The sequence below is a fragment of the Erythrobacter sp. genome, from assembly GCF_024305245.1.
Lineage (GTDB): Bacteria > Pseudomonadota > Alphaproteobacteria > Sphingomonadales > Sphingomonadaceae > Erythrobacter.
On the sequence record NZ_JAMWYX010000001.1, the window covers coordinates 1 to 20,962 of the forward strand.

General features: G+C 64.8%; 23 protein-coding genes. 12 read left to right on the plus strand and 11 right to left on the minus strand.

All coding sequences use genetic code 11. The features are described 5' to 3' along the window. Window positions 1-38: 38 nt before the first annotated feature. Entirely contained in the window at window positions 39-740 is a 702-nt protein-coding gene (locus Q0L48_RS00005) for a pirin family protein (RefSeq protein ID WP_296715893.1), read from the minus strand. A gap of 132 nt (window positions 741-872) precedes the next feature. Here Q0L48_RS00005 and Q0L48_RS00010 point away from each other — a divergent pair, with 132 nt between their 5' ends. Further along, on the plus strand, window positions 873-1,763 hold the full coding sequence (locus Q0L48_RS00010; protein ID WP_296715894.1) for a LysR family transcriptional regulator: 891 nt from the start codon (window positions 873-875) through the stop codon (window positions 1,761-1,763). A gap of 288 nt (window positions 1,764-2,051) precedes the next feature. After that, a complete protein-coding gene (locus tag Q0L48_RS00015; protein WP_054118497.1) occupies window positions 2,052-2,447 on the plus strand; it encodes a VOC family protein in 396 nt (131 codons plus the stop codon). Between the two features lie 351 nt (window positions 2,448-2,798). Here Q0L48_RS00015 and Q0L48_RS00020 read toward each other — a convergent pair whose 3' ends face one another. The 5 genes from Q0L48_RS00020 to Q0L48_RS00040 form a co-directional block, all read right to left on the minus strand. Next, window positions 2,799-4,667 carry an ABC-F family ATP-binding cassette domain-containing protein gene (locus tag Q0L48_RS00020; RefSeq protein ID WP_296715895.1) on the minus strand — a complete coding sequence of 623 codons (1,869 nt, stop codon included), beginning with the start codon at window positions 4,665-4,667 and terminating at the stop codon, window positions 2,799-2,801. A 64-nt stretch (window positions 4,668-4,731) separates the two neighbouring features. Continuing rightward, the gene (locus Q0L48_RS00025; RefSeq protein ID WP_296715896.1) at window positions 4,732-5,385 is read right to left on the minus strand and encodes a glutathione S-transferase; all 654 of its coding nucleotides are present in this window, start codon (window positions 5,383-5,385) and stop codon (window positions 4,732-4,734) included. Continuing rightward, on the minus strand, window positions 5,382-6,308 hold the full coding sequence (locus Q0L48_RS00030; RefSeq protein WP_367273977.1) for a rhodanese-related sulfurtransferase: 927 nt from the start codon (window positions 6,306-6,308) through the stop codon (window positions 5,382-5,384). Before Q0L48_RS00030 ends, Q0L48_RS00025 begins: the two co-directional genes overlap by 4 nt. Next, window positions 6,305-7,384 carry a branched-chain amino acid aminotransferase gene (locus Q0L48_RS00035; protein WP_296715897.1) on the minus strand — a complete coding sequence of 360 codons (1,080 nt, stop codon included), beginning with the start codon at window positions 7,382-7,384 and terminating at the stop codon, window positions 6,305-6,307. The genes Q0L48_RS00030 and Q0L48_RS00035 overlap by 4 nt, the downstream gene beginning before the upstream one ends. A gap of 787 nt (window positions 7,385-8,171) precedes the next feature. Then, window positions 8,172-8,729: a hypothetical protein gene (locus Q0L48_RS00040; RefSeq protein ID WP_296715898.1), complete on the minus strand. Its 558-nt coding sequence runs from the start codon at window positions 8,727-8,729 to the stop codon at window positions 8,172-8,174. 49 nt (window positions 8,730-8,778) lie between these two features. On the opposite strand from Q0L48_RS00040, the gene Q0L48_RS00045 reads away from it, so the two are divergent. Continuing rightward, window positions 8,779-9,543, plus strand: a complete 765-nt coding sequence (locus Q0L48_RS00045; protein ID WP_296715899.1) for a TlyA family RNA methyltransferase — start codon at window positions 8,779-8,781, stop codon at window positions 9,541-9,543. A gap of 106 nt (window positions 9,544-9,649) precedes the next feature. On the opposite strand, the gene Q0L48_RS00050 is transcribed toward Q0L48_RS00045, so the two are convergent. Next, complete coding sequence (locus Q0L48_RS00050; protein WP_296715900.1) at window positions 9,650-9,901, minus strand: hypothetical protein; 252 nt, start codon at window positions 9,899-9,901, stop codon at window positions 9,650-9,652. A 294-nt stretch (window positions 9,902-10,195) separates the two neighbouring features. On the opposite strand from Q0L48_RS00050, the gene Q0L48_RS00055 reads away from it, so the two are divergent. The 5 genes from Q0L48_RS00055 (at window position 10,196) to Q0L48_RS00075 (ending at window position 13,942) form a co-directional block, all read left to right on the plus strand. After that, window positions 10,196-10,744, plus strand: coding sequence for a TspO/MBR family protein (locus Q0L48_RS00055; RefSeq protein ID WP_296715901.1), 549 nt, complete (start codon window positions 10,196-10,198; stop codon window positions 10,742-10,744). Window positions 10,745-10,887: 143 nt separating this feature from the next. Continuing rightward, window positions 10,888-11,139, plus strand: coding sequence for an accessory factor UbiK family protein (locus tag Q0L48_RS00060; protein WP_296715903.1), 252 nt, complete (start codon window positions 10,888-10,890; stop codon window positions 11,137-11,139). 15 nt (window positions 11,140-11,154) lie between these two features. Next, entirely contained in the window at window positions 11,155-11,754 is a 600-nt protein-coding gene (locus Q0L48_RS00065; RefSeq protein ID WP_296715905.1) for a recombination protein O N-terminal domain-containing protein, read from the plus strand. Window positions 11,755-11,767: 13 nt separating this feature from the next. Continuing rightward, entirely contained in the window at window positions 11,768-12,826 is a 1,059-nt protein-coding gene (leuB, locus tag Q0L48_RS00070) for a 3-isopropylmalate dehydrogenase (protein WP_296715907.1), read from the plus strand. A gap of 27 nt (window positions 12,827-12,853) precedes the next feature. Next, a complete protein-coding gene (locus Q0L48_RS00075) occupies window positions 12,854-13,942 on the plus strand; it encodes a glycosyltransferase family 2 protein (protein ID WP_296715909.1) in 1,089 nt (362 codons plus the stop codon). 129 nt (window positions 13,943-14,071) lie between these two features. Here Q0L48_RS00075 and Q0L48_RS00080 read toward each other — a convergent pair whose 3' ends face one another. Together Q0L48_RS00080 and Q0L48_RS00085 are read right to left on the minus strand one after the other, a co-directional pair. Further along, window positions 14,072-15,382, minus strand: a complete 1,311-nt coding sequence (locus Q0L48_RS00080) for a phospholipid carrier-dependent glycosyltransferase (RefSeq protein WP_296715911.1) — start codon at window positions 15,380-15,382, stop codon at window positions 14,072-14,074. A gap of 66 nt (window positions 15,383-15,448) precedes the next feature. Next, window positions 15,449-15,841: a hypothetical protein gene (locus tag Q0L48_RS00085; RefSeq protein WP_296715913.1), complete on the minus strand. Its 393-nt coding sequence runs from the start codon at window positions 15,839-15,841 to the stop codon at window positions 15,449-15,451. Window positions 15,842-15,915: 74 nt separating this feature from the next. On the opposite strand from Q0L48_RS00085, the gene Q0L48_RS00090 reads away from it, so the two are divergent. The 4 genes from Q0L48_RS00090 (at window position 15,916) to Q0L48_RS00105 (ending at window position 18,793) form a co-directional block, all read left to right on the plus strand. Further along, window positions 15,916-16,464, plus strand: a complete 549-nt coding sequence (locus tag Q0L48_RS00090) for a TetR/AcrR family transcriptional regulator (RefSeq protein ID WP_296715914.1) — start codon at window positions 15,916-15,918, stop codon at window positions 16,462-16,464. Between the two features lie 10 nt (window positions 16,465-16,474). Then, window positions 16,475-17,692 carry an aminotransferase class I/II-fold pyridoxal phosphate-dependent enzyme gene (locus Q0L48_RS00095; RefSeq protein ID WP_296715916.1) on the plus strand — a complete coding sequence of 406 codons (1,218 nt, stop codon included), beginning with the start codon at window positions 16,475-16,477 and terminating at the stop codon, window positions 17,690-17,692. A 13-nt stretch (window positions 17,693-17,705) separates the two neighbouring features. Beyond that, on the plus strand, window positions 17,706-18,326 hold the full coding sequence (locus tag Q0L48_RS00100) for a 2-hydroxychromene-2-carboxylate isomerase (protein ID WP_296715918.1): 621 nt from the start codon (window positions 17,706-17,708) through the stop codon (window positions 18,324-18,326). 212 nt (window positions 18,327-18,538) lie between these two features. After that, the gene (locus Q0L48_RS00105; RefSeq protein WP_296715920.1) at window positions 18,539-18,793 is read left to right on the plus strand and encodes a hypothetical protein; all 255 of its coding nucleotides are present in this window, start codon (window positions 18,539-18,541) and stop codon (window positions 18,791-18,793) included. Window positions 18,794-19,383: 590 nt separating this feature from the next. On the opposite strand, the gene Q0L48_RS00110 is transcribed toward Q0L48_RS00105, so the two are convergent. Together Q0L48_RS00110 and Q0L48_RS00115 are read right to left on the minus strand one after the other, a co-directional pair. Further along, complete coding sequence (locus Q0L48_RS00110) at window positions 19,384-19,938, minus strand: hypothetical protein (RefSeq protein ID WP_296715922.1); 555 nt, start codon at window positions 19,936-19,938, stop codon at window positions 19,384-19,386. 129 nt (window positions 19,939-20,067) lie between these two features. Beyond that, complete coding sequence (locus Q0L48_RS00115; protein WP_296715924.1) at window positions 20,068-20,628, minus strand: hypothetical protein; 561 nt, start codon at window positions 20,626-20,628, stop codon at window positions 20,068-20,070. Between the last annotated feature and the right edge of the window lie 334 nt (window positions 20,629-20,962).

The following is a 20,962-nucleotide window of genomic DNA, read 5'->3' on the forward strand; positions in this document are numbered from 1 at the left end:
GACAGGGTGGGGGAACCGGCCGGCTCCGGGGGGAAGGCTTACGCTGCGTCGACCAGCACCACTTCGCTGTCTTCCAGCGCGGTGATGGTGACGCTGTCCAGCGCCGTGATCGCTACGCCGTCACGGGCGTTCGCCTCGACGTCATCGATCCGGATCTTGCCGGTGGCGGGCACCAGATAGAGGTGACGGTCAGCACTGCGGGGCGTGTAGGTCACGCTCTCACCCGCCTTGATCGTTGCCCCCAGCACCCGCGCATCGGCACGGATCTTGAGCGCGTCGTTATCGTTCGCCACGCCGCTGGCGAGCGGGACGAAGGCGCCGTTGCGGCTGTCCTTGGGGAACTGGCGCGCGCCCCAGCTGGGTTCGCCGCCGCGCTCGTCGGGGATGATCCAGATCTGGAACAGCGTCGTGTCTGTGCCTTCGCGGTTGTATTCCGAATGGCGCACGCCGCTGCCCGCGCTAATCACCTGCACGTCGCCCGCTTCGGTGCGGCCTTCGTTGCCCATGCTGTCGCGGTGCGTGATCGCGCCGGTGCGGACATAGGTGATGATCTCCATGTCGCTGTGCGGATGGGTGGGGAAGCCGGTGCCCGCAGCGATCTTGTCATCGTTCCAGACCCGCAATGCGCCCCAGTGGACGCGGGCAGGATCGTGATAGCTGGCGAACGAGAAGTGGTGGCGCGCATCCAGCCAACCGTGGTCGGCGGCACCCAGCGTGTTGAAGGGACGAAGTTCGATCATGGCGTTTCTCCTTGTTTCGGAGTGGCCCGCAACTGGGCTCGCTCTGTTGCAACGGGAGATAGGCGGTATGGTTCAAACGGATAAGTGCGATAAAACTTGCCAAGATGTTCGGATTATTTGAACATGCAGCCCATGAAACTCGGTGAACCCACCCTCGATCAGTTGCGCATCTTCATCGCGGTCGCCGACCACGGCAGCTTCGGCGGCGCGGCCAAGGCGATGGGGCGCGCGGTTTCGGCAGTGTCCTACGGTATCGCCCAATTGGAGGCGCAGTTGGCGCTCACCCTGTTCGAGCGCGAAGGATCGCGCCGCCCGGTGCTGACTGCGGCGGGCGAGGGTCTGCTGGCGGAGGCGCGCAGCGTTGCCGACCGGGCCGATGCGCTGCTGGCGAAGGCGCGCTCGCTCCACGCGGGGCAGGAAGCGGCGATCACGCTGGTGGTCGATGTCATGGTGTCCGGCGAGGTGACGGCGCACGTGCTTGGCGCGTTCCGGCAGATGTTCCCCACCTGCGCGCTGACTTTGCGGATCGAAGGGCTGGGCGCGGTCGCGGCCTGCCTGATCGATGGCGAGGCCGATCTGGCCATCGGCGGCCCGGTGATCGGCGATCAGCCGGGGCTGGAGCGGCAGGCGGTGGGGGAAATCGACCTGATCCCCGTCGCCGCGCCGTCCCACCCGCTTTCGCAACCGGGCATCGCGCCGGGAGAAAGCCGCCGCCACCTGCAGCTGGTGCTGACCGACCGTTCTCCGATGACAGAGGGCCGCGAGTTCTCGGTTCTCAGCCCGCTGACGTGGCGGCTGGGGGACTTGGGTGCGAAGCATTCGTTGCTGCGCGAAGGGCTGGGCTGGGGCAACATGCCGCGCGCGATGGTGGCGGGCGATCTGGCGAGCGGCTCGCTGGTGGAACTCGACCTGCCGGAAAAGCCCGGCGCACATTATCGCCTGAGCGCCCTATGGCGACGCGACACGCGGCTCGGCCCTGCGGCAAGCTGGCTGGTCGATGCGTTTCGGGAGGGGTTGGGGTAGGGGAGGTGTGAGGGCGGCACGGTGAACGGTGATGGCCGAAACCTGCCGGGCGGCTTTCCCATGGGGCTGGAGAAAACCTGCCGTTCAGGAATCGACCCCGTTGCGGTCGTTTGCTGCGGGCAGCGACTTCCTGAAAGCGGCCACAAGTTTATAGGGCCCGGAACCGCTGTAATCGGAACTTTCTGCCAGTTCGGCCTATGTTGTTCAACGGCATAGCTCGCAATTCGCCGCTTGCTCTGATCTCCCACTGCCTCCACAAGCGTCCGCGAAACGATAGGGAGATAGAGATTGCTGTTCCACACAATGGTAGGGTCCAACGACATCGAGCGGTCGCGGCAGTTCTACAACGCGGTTCTGGGTGTTCTGGGAATGCCAGAACCGATGAACAATATTGCCGGAAGCGGGCATATGCGCCTCTTCTACCCGAACCCGGGCGGAACAAACTTCATCGTCACTCAGCCGATCAACGATGAACCGGCGACTGTGGCAAACGGGGCTACGGTTGCTTTCTCTTGCAATTCACCCGAACAAGTTCAGCAATTTCACGATGTGGCCGTCGCCAACGGCGGAACATCAATCGAAGACGCTCCCGGTCCGCGGGAGTCTGCGATGGGAACGATCCACCTGACCTACGTGCGCGACCCTGATGGTAACAAGCTGTGCGGAATTCACATCCCCGGATAAGCTTTTTTAATTCGTCCCCAGCCTGCACCGCCGGGGCAGTGACCAATGGGGAGCGGCCCTTCCGCTCTCCACCCACTAACGGTCATTTCCAGCAACCGAATGCAATCCCGAAATCCGCCAGCCAGATATACCGCTTCGGCGGCTGGACGTCTGCGTTCCCGTCTAGCGACTTGAATGGTCCTTACCGCTAGCGCCCCCCCGGGCTTGATCCGGGCGCTTTCTTCCTCCCCTCCCCGTGGGGAGGGGTTGGGGGTGGGCGTACGACATCAGCGTGCGTTGCACACCCATCCCTAGCCGTAGGCGCTGCGCGCCAGCTTCGCTTCCCCTCAAGGGAAGGGTGTCAGGAAAGCCCTAAACCTGTTCCAACGCCTCCAGCACTGTCCCCGCGGCGAGCCATGCCTGTTCGGAATCGGCCAGCGTATCGGCCGCCTTGGCGCGGGCGCTCAGCAGGCTTTGCAGCTTTGCGCTGTCCGCTCCGGGCTTGCCACTGCTTGCCGCGAGGATCTGCTGATCCAGCCGCTCGACCTCGGCAGTCGCGCGGGCCAGGGCCTTTTCCGCCTTGTCCAATTCGGACTGGGCAAAGCGCGCCTGCGCCATGGTCTTGGGCGCGTTCGGCTTGGCGCCCGCGCTGTTGCCCTTGATCGCATCGCCCTTCGGCTTCCGGCCGAGGATGAAGTCGATGTAATCATCCATGCTGCCGGCATATTCGCGTGCGGTCCCGCCATCGACCAGCACCAGCCGGTCAGCGGTCAGTTCGACCATGTGGCGATCGTGGCTGATCAGGATCACCGCGCCGGAATAGCTGTTGAGCGCCTGAATCAACGCCTCGCGCGCGTCGACATCCAAGTGGTTGGTCGGCTCGTCGAGGATCAGCAGATGCGGCGCGTCGCGGGTGATCAGCGCCAACGCCAGCCGCGCACGCTCCCCGCCCGAAAGCTTGTCGACCCGCTGGTTCGCGCGCGGACCGGAAAAGCCGAAGCGGCCCAGCTGCGCGCGAATGGCGCCCTGCGATTGCCCGTCCATCGCACGGTTCATCAGATCGAGCGGGGTGTCCTCGCCCGCCAGTTCCTCGACCTGATACTGCGTGAAATATCCCACCTTGAGCTTGCCGGGCGCATTCACCGCGCCTTCGGCAGGCGCAAGCTGCGAGGCGAGCAGGCGCGCCAGTGTGGTCTTGCCATTGCCGTTGCGGCCCAGCAGCGCGATCCGGTCATCGGCCTCGATCCGGAAGTTCAGCCGCTTCAGGATCGGCGGGGCTTCGCCGTAACCCACCGCCGCCTGTTCCAGCGTGATCATCGGCGATTTCATCTCCGCCGGATCGGGAAAATCGAAGCTCAGCGTCGGATCTTCCATCATCGCGGCGATGGGCTGCATCTTGGCGAGCATCTTGGCGCGCGATTGCGCCTGTTTGGCGGTGGAGGCGCGGGCCGAGTTGCGAGCGACGTAATCCTGCAGCCGCGCGCGCTGTGCATCCTGCGATGCCTTGGCAGAAGCCAACTGCGCCGCGCGTTCGGCGCGCTGCTTTTCGAAGGCATCATAGCCGCCGGGATAGAGCGTCAACTGCCCGCCCTGCAGGTGGAGGATGTGATCGACCACCTTGTTGAGCAGGTCGCGTTCGTGGCTGATCACCACCAGAGTGGCGGGGTAGGATTTGAGGAAGTTCTCCAGCCACAATGTCGCTTCGAGATCCAGGTGGTTCGAAGGCTCGTCCAGCAGCAGGATGTCAGGTTCGGAGAACAGCAATGCGCCCAGCGCGATGCGCATTTTCCAGCCGCCGGAAAAGCTGTCGACCGGGCGCTTCTGCATCTCTTCGTCAAACCCTAGGCCGTTGAGGATCTTGGCTGCGCGCGCCGGGGCTGAATAGGCGTCGATGGCGAGCAGGCGTTCGTGGACATCGCCCATGCGGTCCATGTCGGTGCAGGTTTCCAGCTCTTCCAGCAGGCTGGCGCGTTCGGTGGCGGAGGCGAGCACCACTTCCTCCGGCGTCATGCTGCCGCTGGGGGCTTCCTGCGCGATATAGCCGATCCGCGCACGCGAAGGCTTGCTGATTTCACCGTCGTCGGGTTCGATCTCGCCGATCAATGCCTTCATCAGCGTGGACTTGCCCGCGCCGTTGCGGCCGATGAGGCCGACGCGCGCGCCCACCGGCACGGTTGCGCTGGCGCGTTCAAGAATGGCCCGGCCGCCAAGCCGCACTGTGACACCGTCGATGGTAAGCATGGGCGGGCCTGTAACAGGCTATGGCCGCGCGCCCAAAGGAAATCCCGCATTGCAGCAAATGCAGCTACGGCCCGAACCGGATCGGCGGGTCTCCGGCCTGCCAGGGCGCGAATTTGGGCATGACAGCCTTGAACAGGTCCGAAGCAAGGTGCCGTTCGAGCCATTCCTGCACATGCGGCAATCCCTGCGCGTCGAACCAGTCGCGATCGGTGTTGGCGAACTGGCGGATAAACGGGAACAGCGCGATGTCGGCAAGGGTGGGGCGATCACCGCGCAGATACGCGCTCATGCCAAGCCGCGCATCCAGATCAAGCAGCACCGACAAGCCGTGGGTGCGATGATCGAGGCGGAATGTGGCCTCATCGCCGCCTGCCTCATCGGGATAGCGGTTCGGGTATTTGTAACGGTCGAGATGGTGCTTGAACGGCCCGTCATTGCGCGAAATCAGCGCCGGATCATCGCCCGCCAGCCAGCCTTCGGGGTCGTTCTGCGCCAGCGCCCAGCGCATGATCGCGAGGCTTTCATCCAGCACGGTGCCGTCCTCCAGCACCAGCACTGGCACGGTTGCCTTGGGCGAGGCTTCGGCAAGCTGCGGCGGCTTGGCGGCGAGCTTCACCTCGCGCAATTCCACTGCGACCCCCGCCGTCCACAGCGCCATCCGCGCCCGCATCGCATAGGGGCAGCGGCGGAAGGAGTAGAGGATCGGGAGGGCGGTCATGGCAGCGCCTTGCGTACTGCGCCGACGTGCAGTTCGCCGCGTGCCTTGGCAAGCGCCTCCTGCCGCTGGCGCTCGGCATAACCGGCGCGTTGTTCGGGCGTGCGTTCGTCGATGCAGGCGGGGCAGCTCACCCCGTCCTCGTAATCGGGATGGGCAAGGGCGGCGGCATCCAGCGGGCGGCGGCAGGCGCGGCACAGTTGGAAGGTGCCTTGTTCGAGCCCGTGGCGCACAGTCACCCGTTCATCGAAGACGAAGCACTCGCCTTGCCACAGGCTTTCGGTTTCAGGCACGTGTTCGAGATACTTCAGAATGCCGCCCTTGAGGTGATAGACCTCGTCGATCCCCTCGGCACGCAGGAAGCTCGTGGATTTCTCGCAGCGGATGCCGCCGGTACAGAACATCGCGACCTTCTTTTTGCCATCGAGCAGTTCGTCGCGATGCTCGCGGAACCAGGCGGGGAAATCGCGGAAGGATGGCGTCTGCGGATCGACCGCGCCCGCAAAGGTGCCGACCGCGACTTCGTAGTCGTTGCGGGTGTCGATCACGATGGTGTCCGGATCGGCGATCAGCGCGTTCCAGTCATGCGGATCGACATAGTGGCCCGCCGACAGCGTCGGGTCGATGTCGGGTTCGCCCATGGTCACGATCTCGCGCTTCACCCGCACCTTCATGCGGTGAAACGGCATTTCGGGCGCGTTGGAGTATTTAACGTCGAGGTCAGCGCACCCCGGCAACTTGCGGATATGGCCGAGCACCGATGCCAGCGCATTGTCGCTGCCCGCAATCGTGCCGTTGATCCCCTCGCGGGCGAGCAGCAGCGTGCCCTTGATCCCATGCGCCTCGCACGCGGCGAGCAGGGGCGCGCGCAACGCTTCGGGGTCGGGGAATGGCGTGAAGCGGTAGAGCGCAGCGACCTGGATCAAACCCGCATCACCCAGCCGTGCGTGTCGGCGATCCGGCCGGTCTGGATGCCGACCAGCCGCTCGCGCATCTTTTGCGCCATCTGGCCGATACCGCCGGTGCCGATGGTAAACTCCCCAGAGGGCGAGGCGACGGTGCCGACGGGAGTGACCACAGCAGCCGTGCCGCAGGCCAGGGTTTCCAGCAGCGTGCCGCTTTCCGCCTCTTCGCGCCATTGGTCGATCCCGTAGGGCTCCTCGCGCACTTCAAGCCCTTCCTCGCGCAGCATCGCGATAAGCGAATCGCGGGTGATGCCGGGCAGGATCGTACCGGTCAGCGGCGGGGTGATGACGCTGCCGTCAGACCGGATGAAGAACAGGTTCATACCGCCCAGCTCCTCGACCCAGCGGTGTTCGACCGCGTCGAGGAACACCACCTGATCGCAGCCTTGCGCCGTGGCCTCTGCCTGCGGGACCAGCGATGCGGCGTAGTTGCCGCCGGTCTTGGCCGCCCCGGTGCCGCCGGGTGCGGCGCGGACATAATCCTGACTCACCCAGATTTTGACCGGGTTCACGCCCTTCTTGAAGTAATTGCCCGCCGCGCTGATGATCACCACGAACTTGTACTGCTTGGCCGGGCGCACGCCGAGAAAGGCTTCGGACGCGAACATGAAGGGCCGGATATACAGCGATCCGCCCTCGATTGGCGGCAGCCATGCGGCGTCGGCAGCAACGATTTCGCGCACGGCGGCGAGGAAGGTTTCCTCCGGGATTTCCGGCATCGCCATGCGCCGCGCGCTGGCGTTGAACCGCTGTGCGTTGGCATCCGGACGGAACAGCGACAGCCCGCCATCGGCATGGGCGAAGGCTTTCATGCCTTCGAATATCTCCTGCGCATAGTGCAGCACGCTGGCCGCCGGATCGAGCGGGATGGGCCCGCGCGGGCCGATCGTCGGCGTCTGCCACCCACCGAGCGCCTCGTCGTAATCGATCACCACCATATGATCGGTGAACACCGTCCCGAAGCCGGGATCGGCAATCAGCGCATCGCGAGTGGCATCGGGCGTGGGCGCGGGGTGAGGCGTGCGGGTGAAGTGCATGATTTGCGCCTAATCCTGCGCGGGGATTTGGGCAAGACGCGTGTTGCGGGATCACCCTTGGTCGCCCCTCCACCATTCTTGCGGACGGCTCCCCTCCTTTAGAGGAGAGGGCCAGAATGGGCCAGAGGCCCGCAAGGGCGACCGCCCGCCCGCAGGGGCCCGTAGCGCAGCGAAGGAACAGCCCCGAGGACGAACCTGCGGAGGCAGGTTCGCAAAGCAAAGGCCTGAAGCACAAATGAAAAGGGCAGCTCCGCGCCCCGAAATAAGGGGTGCATGGAACTGCCCTTGACATGGTCAGCGGCCGGAAGTGCCGCTCACGAAGCCTTACTTGGCCAGATAATTACCGAGTATGCTCCGTAGGGATCTTCACCGACCTCGCTACTGAACCATGAGACATCGGATCACCTCCTTTCGCGCTTGTGAGCCAGACCCGCCGCATCACCGGGGGCCGAGAGCCGCGATCGCCGCTGGCCTCGGGATGCAATGTGAATCATGGAGGTGACAGTGACAAGTCTTGTAAAAAACTTTTCCCGCGTCATACTCTGCCCCCGCCGCAAGAAGCGCGCGGATCGAACGCCTGAGGGATGCCTCGGGCGTTTTGCGTTTCGGCGGCGCGTTGTGGACAGCCTGCGGACAAGCCTGTGGATATTAATGTATAGAATCGGGTGTTCCTGATTGCCGGGCCGCAGGCCCGCAAGGCCACGCGGCCGCCCCGCAGGCGCTCTGCCGCACAGCGGCAGAAGCAGCGCCGAGGACGAACCCGCGGAGGCGGGTTCGCACTACAAAATTACCGACAATCCTCGATCACCCGGCTCACTTCGGCCCAGGCAGGCAGGTAAAGCGACGGCTGGCCGCCCGCCTCGATAGCGAATCGTCCTTTGCTCAGCGCCATCGCGTCCAGCAGGGGGTCGCCGGGTGCCACCTGTGTGCGTGCGACCATCCCGCTGGGGCTGGCGATCTGGGTGCGGGTTGCCGTTTCGCTGCGGATCGTGATCGGCCCCGCGCCTGCGCCGTAGACGGCCACGAACACATCGCGGCCATAGGCGCACGATATCGCAGCCAGCCGTTCATTGCCCGGAGACAAGAATTCGGCGACGCTCGAACCGTCCTGTGCAACGTAGCGCCATGTCCCCGGCGTTGCGGGCGCGTCCATCCAGTTGTCGCTCACCGGTGCCTGCACCGGCGGCGGCGGCACAGGAGCGGGGGCAGGTGCCGGGCGAGCCACCGGGCTGGGCGCAGGCGCGGGTGCGGGCGCCGAGGCTGGCGCCTCGACCGAGGGCACGCAGGCGGCAAGGGCAAAGGTCAGTGCGACAGCACCGAGAGCGTGGCAGTAGATCGCTTTCATGCCGCCACTTTGCGCGCTACAGCCCGCGCCTGTCCACCCCGGAATGTCCATGTCTGAACACTCGCCTCGTCCCGCAAAACCGCAAAAGCGCCGCATCGATCAGCTTCTGGTCGAGCGCGGCTTGGCTGAAAGCCGTGCCCGCGCACAGGCGCTGGTGATGGCAGGTCTGGTGTTCGTGGGTGAGGCCAAGATCGACAAGCCCGGCCACCAGATCGCCGATGACACCCCGCTGGATGTGCGCGGGCGCGATCATCCCTGGGTCAGTCGCGGCGGGATCAAACTGGCGCACGCACTGGAGCATTTCGGGCTCGATCCGGCAGGCGCGGTGGCGATGGATATCGGCTCCTCCACCGGCGGGTTCACCGATGTGCTGCTGACGCATGGCGCGGCGCACGTGTTCGCGGTGGACAGCGGCACCAACCAGCTGGCGTGGCGCTTACGCGAAGACCCGCGCGTCACTGTGCTCGAGCAGACCTCTGCGCGCATTCTCACGCCTGAACACATCGACCGTCCGTGCGATTGGGTGGTCTGCGATGCGAGCTTCATCAGCCTTGCCAAGGTGCTCGACGTGCCGCTGCAACTGGCCGCGCCGCAGTGCCAGCTGGTTGCGCTGATCAAGCCGCAATTCGAAGTCGGGCGTGAAGAGGTCGGCAAGGGCGGAGTGGTGCGCGATCCCGCTTTGCATGCCCGCGTGTGCGACGAAGTGCGCGGCTGGATCGAAGGGCTGGGCTGGGACGTACAGGGCATTGTCGAAAGCCCGATCACCGGGCCGCAGGGCAATGTCGAATTCCTGATTGCCGCCCGGCGCGGCTAAGCTGAGGCCGGTTGCCAAACAAAAACCGGCGGCAACCCGTGGGTCACCGCCGGTCTTGTCTGTCCGCTGCCCGGTGGTTCACACCGGGACGGGCAAGCCCGAAGGCTTACTCGGCAGCAGGAGCTTCTTCAGCCACGGCTTCTTCGACCATCGCGTCGGCGCCTTCTTCGACCATTGCTTCGCCTTCGGCAGCCATCGCTTCGCCTTCGGCAGCCATTGCGTCGCCTTCGGCAGCCATTTCAGTGCCTTCAGCGGTCATTTCGGCACCTTCTTCGACGGTTTCTTCAGCCGGGGCCGAGCAGGCAGCGGTGACGAGAGCGAGGCTGGCGACGGCGATCAGCGCAGAAAACTTCTTCATGATAATTCCCCTGTAACAACCGGAAGCGCGTGGGTTCGGTAACTCCCCGCCGCCGCAACGCTTCCGAATCACGGCAGGAATGTGGCGGGTATTAGCAGACGGAAGCACGCCAGCCCAAGCGCTTACTTAGGTTAGGATCGGCACTGTCAGGATTTGGTGCACCATATCGGCGGGTCGGCGTCCGAAAGGATATGATTTTCCGAGTATGTTTGGCGCTGATGCGCGGCTCTGTTATCCAGCGCGAACACGGGCGGGCGCAGGAGAATCACCTTAGCCTCGGCACGGGGAGAGATAATGAACGTCCTTGCTTCCAAAAAACAATTGCGCGCCAGTTTCCTGCGCTGGGCGCTGTTTCTGGTGCCGCTGGTGCTGCTGATCGGCTTTGCCGCTGGTCAGTTGGGCGGGCCTGACACGCCGTGGTTCGCCGGGTTGGAAAAACCTGCGATCTATCCGCCGCCGGCTGCGTTCGGGATCGTCTGGACCATCCTGTTCGTGATGATCGGCCTGTCGCTGGCACTGGTCGCCAGCGCCTGGGGCGCATCGGGTCGCGGGCTGGCGCTGGTTGTGTTCGCGCTCCATTTCATCGGCACACAGGCGTGGACGGGGGTGTTCTTCGGCCTGCGGGACATGAACGCCGCCATGGCGGTTTTGGGCTATGGGGTGGTCAGCCTGGTGGTCGCTCTGGTGCTGATCTGGCGGGTGCGCCGCGCCGCCGGGCTGCTGCTGCTGCCCTATCTGGCGTGGCTGTGCTTTGCCAGCGCGCTCAATTACCAGTTCATTGTCGCCAACCCCGATGGCGGACAACGCGGCGCCAGCGGCGCGGAAACGCGGGTCGAATTGTAGGCATCCACGGCGGGCGCATGGCACGTTCCGGACGGCGCAGCACGTCCGCAAGCGCGACTGCGCGCCCGCAGCGAAGCGATCGTTAGATCGCGAGAGCGAGGAGGATGCTTGCACTTCGGTGCAAGCATCCCCAAAAAGAAAAAATGCAAAGCCAGAACCCGATCATCGCCGACCTCGTCAAACTCGCCAACAGCGCCGCCGGGACCATGGCGGGCATGACCCGCGAAGCCCGCGAAAGCGCGCGCGAACGCATGCGTGAAGCGATGGGCGGGATCGATTTCGTCAGCCGCGAGGAATTCGACACGGTCAAGGCGATGGCCCAGAAGGCCCGCGAACAGGCCGACGCGCTCGAAGCGAAGGTCGCTGCGCTGGAAGCCAAGCTCTCCAAGAAGTAATCGGACGGTGCGCGCGTGAACCTGCGCGCACCCGCCATTCTGCTCGCCAGCCGCCAACAGGGCGAAACCGGCGCGATTGCCCGTTTGCTGACGGCCGAACACGGCCTGGTCGCAGGCTATGTCGCCGGCGGACGCGGGCGGCAGATGCGTGCGGTGATGGTGCCGGGCAACCGCGTGGCGCTGGACCTTGCGACCCGCGCCGCCAGCCAGTTGCCGTTTGCCAAGCTGGAGCTCGAACATTCCCGCGCCGCACTGATGACAGAGCCGCTACCTGCCGCCGCGATCCAGTGGGTGTGCGGGCTGACGGCGGCAGCGCTGCCCGAACGCAATCCCTATCACGGCATCTTCGAGTCGCTCGACGGTCTGCTCGATGCGATTGCGCTTGCCCCGTCGGCGCGGGGGTGGGTCAGCGGATTGATCGCCTATGAAACGATGCTGCTGCGCGAGCTTGGATACGGCGGTGGGCGGCCCGACAATGCGGGGGATTTCCCCGCGCAAATGGCCGCGCTGGCGGCGCTGGAAAGGCCGCTGGCGCACTCCCTGCTTGCGGGCGCGAGGGGCGATGTTATGGCCGCGCGAAAGCTGCTGATCGAGCGGCTGCAACGCATGGCCTGAGAGACGAACACCGATGAAGATTGCAGTTCTGCCCGGCGACGGGATCGGCCCCGAAGTCACCGCCGAAGCCGTGCGCGTGCTCGAAAGCCTTTCGCTGCCGGGGCTGACCCTGTTCGAAGGCGATGTCGGCGGCATCGCCTACAAGCGCCACGGCCATCCACTTCCGGCAGAAACGCTCGACATGGCGCGCGCAGCCGATGCGATCCTGTTCGGCGCGGTGGGCGATCCCGATTGTGACGCGCTGGAACGCCACCTGCGGCCCGAGCAGGCGATTCTGGGCCTGCGCAAGGAACTCGGCCTGTTTGCCAACCTGCGGCCCGCCAAGGTGTTCGCCGGGCTTGAGCGCCTCTCCCCGCTGCGCGCCGATATCGCCGCCAGTCTCGACATGTTGATCGTGCGCGAATTGACCGGCGACGTCTATTTCGGCGCCAAGGGCCAGCGCGTGACCGACAGCGGAGAGCGCGAGGGTTGGGACGCGATGTCCTATGCCGAACACGAAGTGCGGCGCATTGCCCATGTCGCCTTCCGCGCGGCGGCGGCGGGCGGGCACAAGCTGACCAATGTGGACAAGGCCAATGTGCTGGAAACCAGTCAGTTGTGGCGCGATGTGGTGATCGAAGTCGCGGGCGAATATCCGGGCGTGCCGCTCGATCACATGTATGTCGATAATGCCGCAATGCAGGTGGTGAGCCACCCGAACCGCTTTGGCGTGGTGCTGACCGGCAACCTGTTCGGCGATATCCTGTCCGATCTGGCGAGCGCGGCGGTTGGCTCCATCGGCCTGCTGCCCAGCGCCTCGCTGGGTGAGCGCACGACTGCATTCGGCACCTTCGGCTTGTATGAACCGATTCACGGCAGCGCGCCCGATATCGCCGGTCAGGGCAAGGCCAACCCGATGGCGACGATCCTGTCGGCGGCGATGATGCTGCGCCATTCCTTCGGGCGTGAGGCGGAGGCGGCGCGGATCGAGAACGCGGTTGCAGCGGCGCTGGCTGACGGCATCCTTGGCGGCGATCTCGGCGGCAGCCACGGCACGGCGGCAATCGGCGAAGCGGTGCGCACGCGGCTCTGACGGCTGCGGGCCGGGGGACAATCAGCGATGCTCGACCTCGCCATCATCCTGCCGACTCTGAACGAGCGCGGCAACCTTGCCCCTCTGCTGGAGCGGATCGCGGCGGCGATGGGTGATGTGCGCTGGGAGGTCATCATCGTCGATGACGACAGCCATGACGGCACGGCGGACGAGGCGCGCACATTGGCGCTGGCCGATGCCCGCGTGCGGGTGATCCAGCGGATCGGGCGGCGCGGGTTGGCGAGCGCGGCGATCGAAGGATTCTGCGCCACGCCTGCTCCCTATGTGGCGGTCATGGACGCCGACCATCAGCACGATCCCGCGCTGCTGCCCGCGATGCTGGCGGCGTTGAAAGCGGGGGAGGCGGACATTGCCGTCGCCAGCCGCTTTGCCGAGGGGGCCAGCACCGACGACTGGGCCGCGCCCGAACGCGAGCGCCTGTCCGCTTTCGCCAACGGACTTGCCCGGCGGCTGACCGGTGTGGAGCTGACCGATCCGATGAGCGGGTACTTCATGCTCGAAACCGCGCGCGCCCGCGCATTGGTGCCGCGCCTGTCGGGGATCGGGTTCAAGATCCTGCTCGATCTGCTGGCGACTTCGGACACGCCGATGCGGGTCAAGGAATTCCCGCTGCAATTTGCCGCCCGCAGGGAAGGGACAAGCAAGTTGGACCGCGCCGTGTTGTTCGATTTTCTCGCTGGGCTTTATGACAAGACTTTGGGGCAGGTGATCCCGACCCGGTTCGCGCTGTTCGGCACGGTCGGCGGGCTGGGCGTAGTGGTGCATTTCGCCGTGCTCTCCGCGCTGCTGTTCCTTATCGGCGAAGGGTTCGCGCTGGCGCAGACCGCGGCGGTGCTGGTGGCGATGAGCTTCAACTTCTGGCTCAACAACTGGCTGACCTATCGGGATAAACGCCTGAAAGGTGCAAGCGCGGTGCTGCGCGGCTGGCTCGGCTTCTGCGCGACCTGCGCGGTCGGCGCCTTCGCCAACGTCGCGGTGGCGACCTTTCTGGACGGGCAGGGCGTGTTTTGGGCGCTAGCCGCGCTGGCAGGCATTCTGGTGGGATCGGTGTGGAACTACGCCCTGTCGAGCCGCTTCGTTTGGGGGAGGTTTTGAGTGAGCGTTAGCGAGATGACGCTATTCGGTCACGAAGCGATCGCAAGGCCGACCGGCCGCCCGCAGCGACGTGACCTTCAGGTCGCGTGAGCGAGGATTTCGCGCGCCGGAGGCGTGCGGAAAGCAAAATCACCTCCACCCCACCAACCACGCCCACTTGACGAAACTCGCCGCGCCTTCCAGCGGGGCGGCAGCCAGCACCTTGTAGAACAGCGCGAACAGCCCCGCCGATGCGGCCAGCGTGCCCCATGCCAGCCATGTGCCCCAACCCGCACGGCGCAGGTCCGACAGCGCCAGCGCCAGCGCGCCAAGCAGGAAGAAGCTCGGCACGAAATAGTGGTAATAGAACTGCACCGGCTTTGGCGCGATCAGCCACAGGCCGAGCGCGGCGGCATAGCCGATCACCACCCCCAGCCGCGCCCAGTCGCTGCGCCACGCGCCGATCACCAGACACCACGCCAGCGCGGGTAGGCCGAGGAGCATTGTGAGCGGATTGCCGATCAGCAGCACCCCGCGCTGCGCCCCGTCGACGACCTCGTACAGATACCAGATGCCGCGCGTGTTGAGCAGCCATTGCGGCCAGTTGCTCTGGTAATTATGCGGCGTGAGCACTTGCTGTTGCAGGCTCAGTATGTTGCCATGCAGCCCGATCAAACCCTGCTCGGCGAGCGGGGAGGGGCGTAGATATTCGCTCATCCAGTATCCGGGCACGAAGGTCAGCGCATAGGTGACCAGCGGCACGATGCCGAGCCACAGGAACGCCTCGACCAACGTAACCCCCGGCACCGGCGCGCCGCGGCGGGAGAAGAACAATCGCCGCCGCCCAGCTGAAATCCGCGCGGCAAAGAACACCAGTCCGGGCAGCACCGCGATCGGGATCGCGTTCCACTTCGCCCCCATGGCACAGCCCAGCGCAATGCCGGTCAGCGCCAGCCGCCACCGGCCCTTTTCGGGCTGCGCGCAGGCTCCGGCAAATTGCCATGCGGCGACGGCCAGAAAGCTTGCCATGAATACATCGAGCATGGCGATGCGCGAATGGACGAACAGGTGGAAGCCGGTTGCCAGCAGCACGCCGAAAGCCAGCGTCGCGAAGCGATCTTCGCTGGCGTGCCACAGCGCGCGCATCGACGCGAACAGCGCCAGTGTGCCGAACGCCAGCGGCATCAGTCGCCAGCCCAGCGGATTGTCGCCCGCCAGCATCATGCCTAGCGCGATCAGTTCCTTGCCCAGCAAGGGATGCTCTCGATTGCGGTATTCACCGAAACCCTGCTCGAACAGCGCGACGAATTCGCGCGCGGCGGGCACGTAATGCACCTCGTCGAAGAACGGAATCGAAGGGATCGCCAGCCGCCACCCGGCGAGCAGCGCATAAAGCCCGGTGATCGCCAGACACCACGCCAATGGATCGCGCGGATGAACCGGCGGGGCGGGATTTGCCAAGTCTGGTGAGCGCCCCTCGGCCATGGCCTGCCGCTTAGGCAGCGGCAGGCGCTTGGGCAAGGAGGATTATGCCGCCTCGCTCGCCGTCCGCTCCAGCCAGAACAGCCGCGCACACATCGCCAGCAGGCCGATGCTGGCGGTTGAGCCGACCAGCAGCGCCCATAGCGGGACATTCATGCCCTGCCGTCTGGCCCGCGGCGCGATGAAGAACAGCGCAATCATCGCGCACATGATCAGATCCCACCACACCTGCACCCCGGTCAGGTTCCGGGTGTGGTTGGTGAAAAAGCCGATCACCCCCTCCTGCGCGATCTGCACGGCGGTGAACGCGCCGAACCCGCCGCACAGCATCGCTGCAGCGACAGTGCTGCCGACCTCGCGCTTTGCGAACAGGATGGTAAGAAGGGCGATAAGCCCGCCTGCCAGTGCGGCGACCCAAATGATTTCGAGGGTGTTCATGAATGCCTCTCTGTCTATGTAGCGATTGCTACAACGCCAGTTAGCTTTATGTAGCGTTCGCTACAAGAGGAAAAATGCCGACCGTTCCACTGTCCCGCGAAACATTGCTGCCCGCGCTGGCTGCGCATGTGCTCGAACATGGGCTGGGCGGTGCAAGCCTGCGTCCGCTCGCGCGCGCGGCGGGCACCAGCGACCGGATGCTGATCTATCATTTCGGCAACAAGGAGACGCTGATTGCCGATCTGCTGGGCTATATCGCCGATATCTACTCGGCCGCGCTCGATGCGGCGCTCGGTCCGCAGCGGCCACAGACCCGGCAGGAATGTCTCGCGCGGATTCTGGCCGAGGGGCGCAAACCGGCGATGGCCGCGTTTCTGGTGCTGTGGTGGGACATTGTCGCCGGATCGGCACGCGGGCTTCCCGGCTATCGCGAAGCCGCGCAAGCGATGATGACCCGCCAGCTAGCGTGGCTGGAAGGGCAGATGCCCGAAGACGATCCCGACCCGGCGGGCGGCGCACGGTATCTGATGACGCTGATCGAAGGGGCGTTGATGCTCAGCGCCGTTGGCCACGGCGAAACCGCGCATGAAGGCCTGCTTGCGAGCGGGCTGTTGCGGCTCTAAGCAGCGCGCCATGAAAAAGACCACCGGAATGGACCGCGCCGCGACCGCAAACTGGCGCCCCGCCACCAAGGCGCTGCGCGGCGGCACCTGGCGCAGCGAACATGGCGAAACGAGCGAGGCGCTGTTCCTCACCTCGGGCTATACCTACGACGACGCCCAGACCGTCGCCGACCGGTTCGCGGGCGAGGCCGAGGGGATGACCTATTCGCGCCTGCAGAACCCCACCGTCGCGATGCTGGAAGAGCGCATTGCGCTGATGGAAGGCGCGGAAGCGTGCCGCACGCAGGCGACCGGGATGGCGGCGATGACGGCTGCTTTGCTGTGCCAGCTCAAGACCGGCGATCACGTGGTCGCCGCGCGCGCCGCGTTCGGAAGCTGCCGCTGGCTGTGCGATCAATTGCTGCCCAAATTCGGGATCGATGTCACCATCATCGACAGCGCCGATAACGCCGCGTGGGAGGCCGCGATCCGGCCCGAAACCCGCGTGTTCTTCTTCGAGACCCCGGCCAACCCGACGCTCGATATCGTCGATCTTGCCCACGTTTGCGGCCTCGCCCGCGCGCACGGGATCACCACCGTGGTCGACAATGCTTTCGCCTCGCCGGTGTTGCAGCGGCCGATGGAGTTCGGCGCGGATGTGGTGGCTTACAGCGCCACGAAGCTGATGGACGGGCAGGGCCGCGTGCTGGCGGGCGCGATCTGCGCCAACAAGCAGTGGATCGACGAAGTGCTGATGCCGTTCCAGCGCAACACCGGCCCGACGCTTTCGGCCTTCAATGCCTGGGTGGTGATGAAGGGGCTGGAAACGCTGCCCTTGCGCGCTTTCAAGCAAAGCGAGCAGGCAGTGGCGCTCGGCCAGTTTCTCGAACCGCGCGTGCAGGCGGCGGGCGGACATCTGCTCCACCCCGGCCTGCCGAGCCACCCGCGCCACGCGCTCGCCACCGCGCAGATGGACGCGACGGGGCCGATCTTCGCGCTGGACGTGGGCACCCGCGCGCGCGCCTTTGCGCTGCTCGATGCGCTGCAACTGATCGATATCTCCAACAATATCGGCGATGCGCGCAGCCTGATGTGCCACCCGGCCTCCAGCACCCACGCCAACATGGGCGACAAAGCACGCGCAGCGATGGGCGTGACCGAAGGCCTGCTGCGGATCAATGTCGGTCTGGAAGATATTGCCGATCTGACCGAGGACATGGATCAGGCGCTCGCCGCCGCCGGTATCTGAGAGGGTAATTCACATGACCAACCGCGTTGAACTGGTGTTCGATTTCGTTTCCCCCAACGCCTATCTGGTGTGGTGGCCGCTGCGCGAATTGGTGAACCGATACGAGGCGGAACTGGACGTGATCCCGGTGTTCCTCGGCGGAATGCACAAGCTGACCGGCAATGCCCCGCCGATGATCCGCGACGCTGACGTGAAGGGCAAGAACGAATACGCGATGCTGGAAATGCAGCGTTTTATCGACCGCCACGACCTGTCCGATTACCGGATGCACCCGCAGTTTCCGTTCAATTCGATCACCTTGCAACGGATGCTGACCGCCGCTGACGAGGACGGACGCGGGGTGCAATTTGCCGAATGCCTGCTGCGCGCGATCTGGGAGGAGGGGCTGGACATCACCTCACCCGAAGCCATCGGCGCGGCGGTGAGCGCGGGCGGTTTCGACGCCGCAGACCTGTTCGCCCGCGCGCAGACCGATGCGATCAAGCAGCGCCTTGCCGCCAACACCGACGCGGCCGTCGCGCGCGGCGCTTTCGGCATTCCGACGATCTGGGTGGGGCGGGGCGACGGTGATGCCGAGATTTTCTTCGGCAAGGAGCGGCTGGGCCAGATCGAGGAACTGCTGGCGCGGGGGTAAAGCCGGACGGCGTTGCAGCTTTGCAGCAACACGTATTTGCAGCAACACGTAGATTTCGACTTCGGCCGCCCCCAGGTGGATATACAATAACCCACCGGATGCGACAATATTTCGCAAATGCCAACCTATGATAGGCTCTCGGTTTGACCTTGGCGCCAAGCACTGCGAACGTGTTTAGCCGTAATCTGAACACATTCGAAGGAGTTCAATAGATGCGTAAATCGATAATCATGACGACCATTTCGGCTTTTGCTGTTCTTTCTCTCGGTGCCTGCGCCGAAAGCGAAGAGGAAGCCCGTGAAGATCTGGTCGAGCAGCAGTACGAATCGCAGGAAGATGTGATGGAAGAGCAGGCCGATCTTGCCGAGGCGCAAGGTAATGAGGCTCGCGAAGAAGTACTGGACGAGCAGGCTGACGCCATGGGCGAAGCTGGCGACCAGGCGGAAGACACGATGATGGTCGAATAATCTTCGGTCGGCTCTAGCCTCGACCAAATAAGTAGGGCGGCTCTGCCTAAGCGGAGCCGCCCTGTTTTATTCGTTCTTTCTGCGTGAACGACGACGCATCATGCGGTCATGGTGCCGACCTTCGGGCGATCGGGTTCGCTTCCCGATCAAGCTTGGCCGTTATGTATTAGCCGCCATGCTGCAGGCAGATTCAGGATCGGCCAGAACCCAGCGATCACCGCTGCGGGACAATTCGGCCGAATTTCGGCGGTATTCATCGTCGCCTAGCGCGAAATCGCACGAAAAGCCGTCCGCGCCCATCCCGCCTGCCTTGCACAATGCGCTGCCGACATCGGCTTCGGGCGCGTCGCACTGCTCAGACCAGGCGGCTCGAAATTCGGTTTCACCGGGCGGAGCGATAGCCCGCTCGGCGGGTTCCTGTATGGCCGGAGCCTCTGCTCGGTCGGGTGCCGGCGCTTCGCCGGACCCGCAAGCAGCGAGAGCCCCGAAAGCAGCAATCAGCAGGATGCGCATGATCCTTGCGTCCTCTCTTCATCGTGTTGATCGTGTGAGAGGGGGCGCGCCTGCCGGAGTGCCCCCTGCCGTGAAATTCAGCGGGATTGCGGCTGTCCGCCCATCGCTTCACGCACCTGTGCCATGGTCGCCCGAACGGTGACCTTGCCCTGATCGTTCAACGCCAGCGAAGCCTTGGGAAGCGTCATCGGCCCGTCGCTTCCCTGAACGGCAACCGCGTTGCCCGAGACGCTTTCGATAGTTCCGAGGCTCTGGTTATCGGCGGTCTGCACTGCCGCACCCTGCGTCAGTGCGGCGTCGAGTTCCGCCTGATAGGCGGCCACCTGCTGGTCGAATTGCGCCACCAGTTCGGCGCGGGTCACGGCAATCGCCGGTCCGGTCGCGCCCTGGCTGATCGCTGTGCGGGCGATCGGAACATTTCGCTCGCCGACCTTGAGCACAACGACATCGCCCTGTTCGCCTGCGACGGTGCCGATTTCCGCGCCGTCAGAACCATAAATCACGGCGCCGGGTTGAACTGTCGCGGCTTGCGGTGCGCCGGGCGCCATGCCCTGCTGTCCGCCCTGCTGTGCCGCTGCCGGGGCGGTTACGGCAAAAGTCATTGCTGCAGTGGCTGCGAGAAGTCGCTTCATGTCGTCGTCCTTTCGTGAGGTCTTCGCGGGAATTCGCCGTGGGACCTAAGCAGCGCAGGCAGGGCAGCAACCGAAGAAGGGACGATCCGTGCATGAGCCGCTACGTGCGGAACAAGCGGCACAGGGTGGCTAGCGACCCGAAAGACCCGCCAACCTCTGGCGCACGACTTCGGGGACAGGCTTGGTGTTCTCGTCAATCTGCTCGCGTGTGAACAATGCCACCAGCCGATTGTCGATGACGGCAAAATGATCCTGCTTGAGAGCGATGACGCCTTCGTTGCGAAGGATCACGACCGAGTCCGCTTCGCGCTCGATCGCCACGATCCGTCCGACCGGCTCGCTATCCACGCTCCGCACCAGTCGGCCCGGCGCGAGGAATTCGTCACGCCGGGCGGCTTCTTCCCGGCGTTGCCGGTCTATCATCTGGTCGATATCGTCCTTCGTCGCGTTGATCGTCAGACTTTCGCCAGCCCGCTCGATCGATCGTATGGTGATCAGCGCGCGGTGGTTTCCGGTATTCACGACAACCGCTTCACCCCGCGTCTCTTCCACGGTTCCGACCATTTCGCCATCAGCGCCCTGAACGGGAACGCCCGGGGCGATGAACGGATCATTGGCTGCAAGGCTGGCGGTGCCGCATAGAAGGGAAACGACCGAGGCCGCAGCACTGAGGTGAGGGGTGAGCTTCATGAAGAATCTTCCCGTTTGCGCCAGGGAGTCGACAGTTTTGTCGGCTTTGTGGGCGTATGACCTTCTAACCGATTAGGCTAACTCTGTGTCACCTTTCGGCGCAATGATGCTTCGTTCTGTCTCGCATGGCGCTCCCGCAACCGGGGCGGGTAGGCTTTGTTGGACGGATTGGGTGCATCGGAATTGCGCAAAACAGGTTCCGATTCGTGTTCCGACAAGCTGCCGCTGTTGTCTGTCAGGCAGAAAGCCGACGTGCAGGTATTCACCCGGCTTCAGCCATTCACCACGCCTCGCTGAAGGGGCGCAGGTCAAGTTTGTGGGCCCGCGTTGAGTG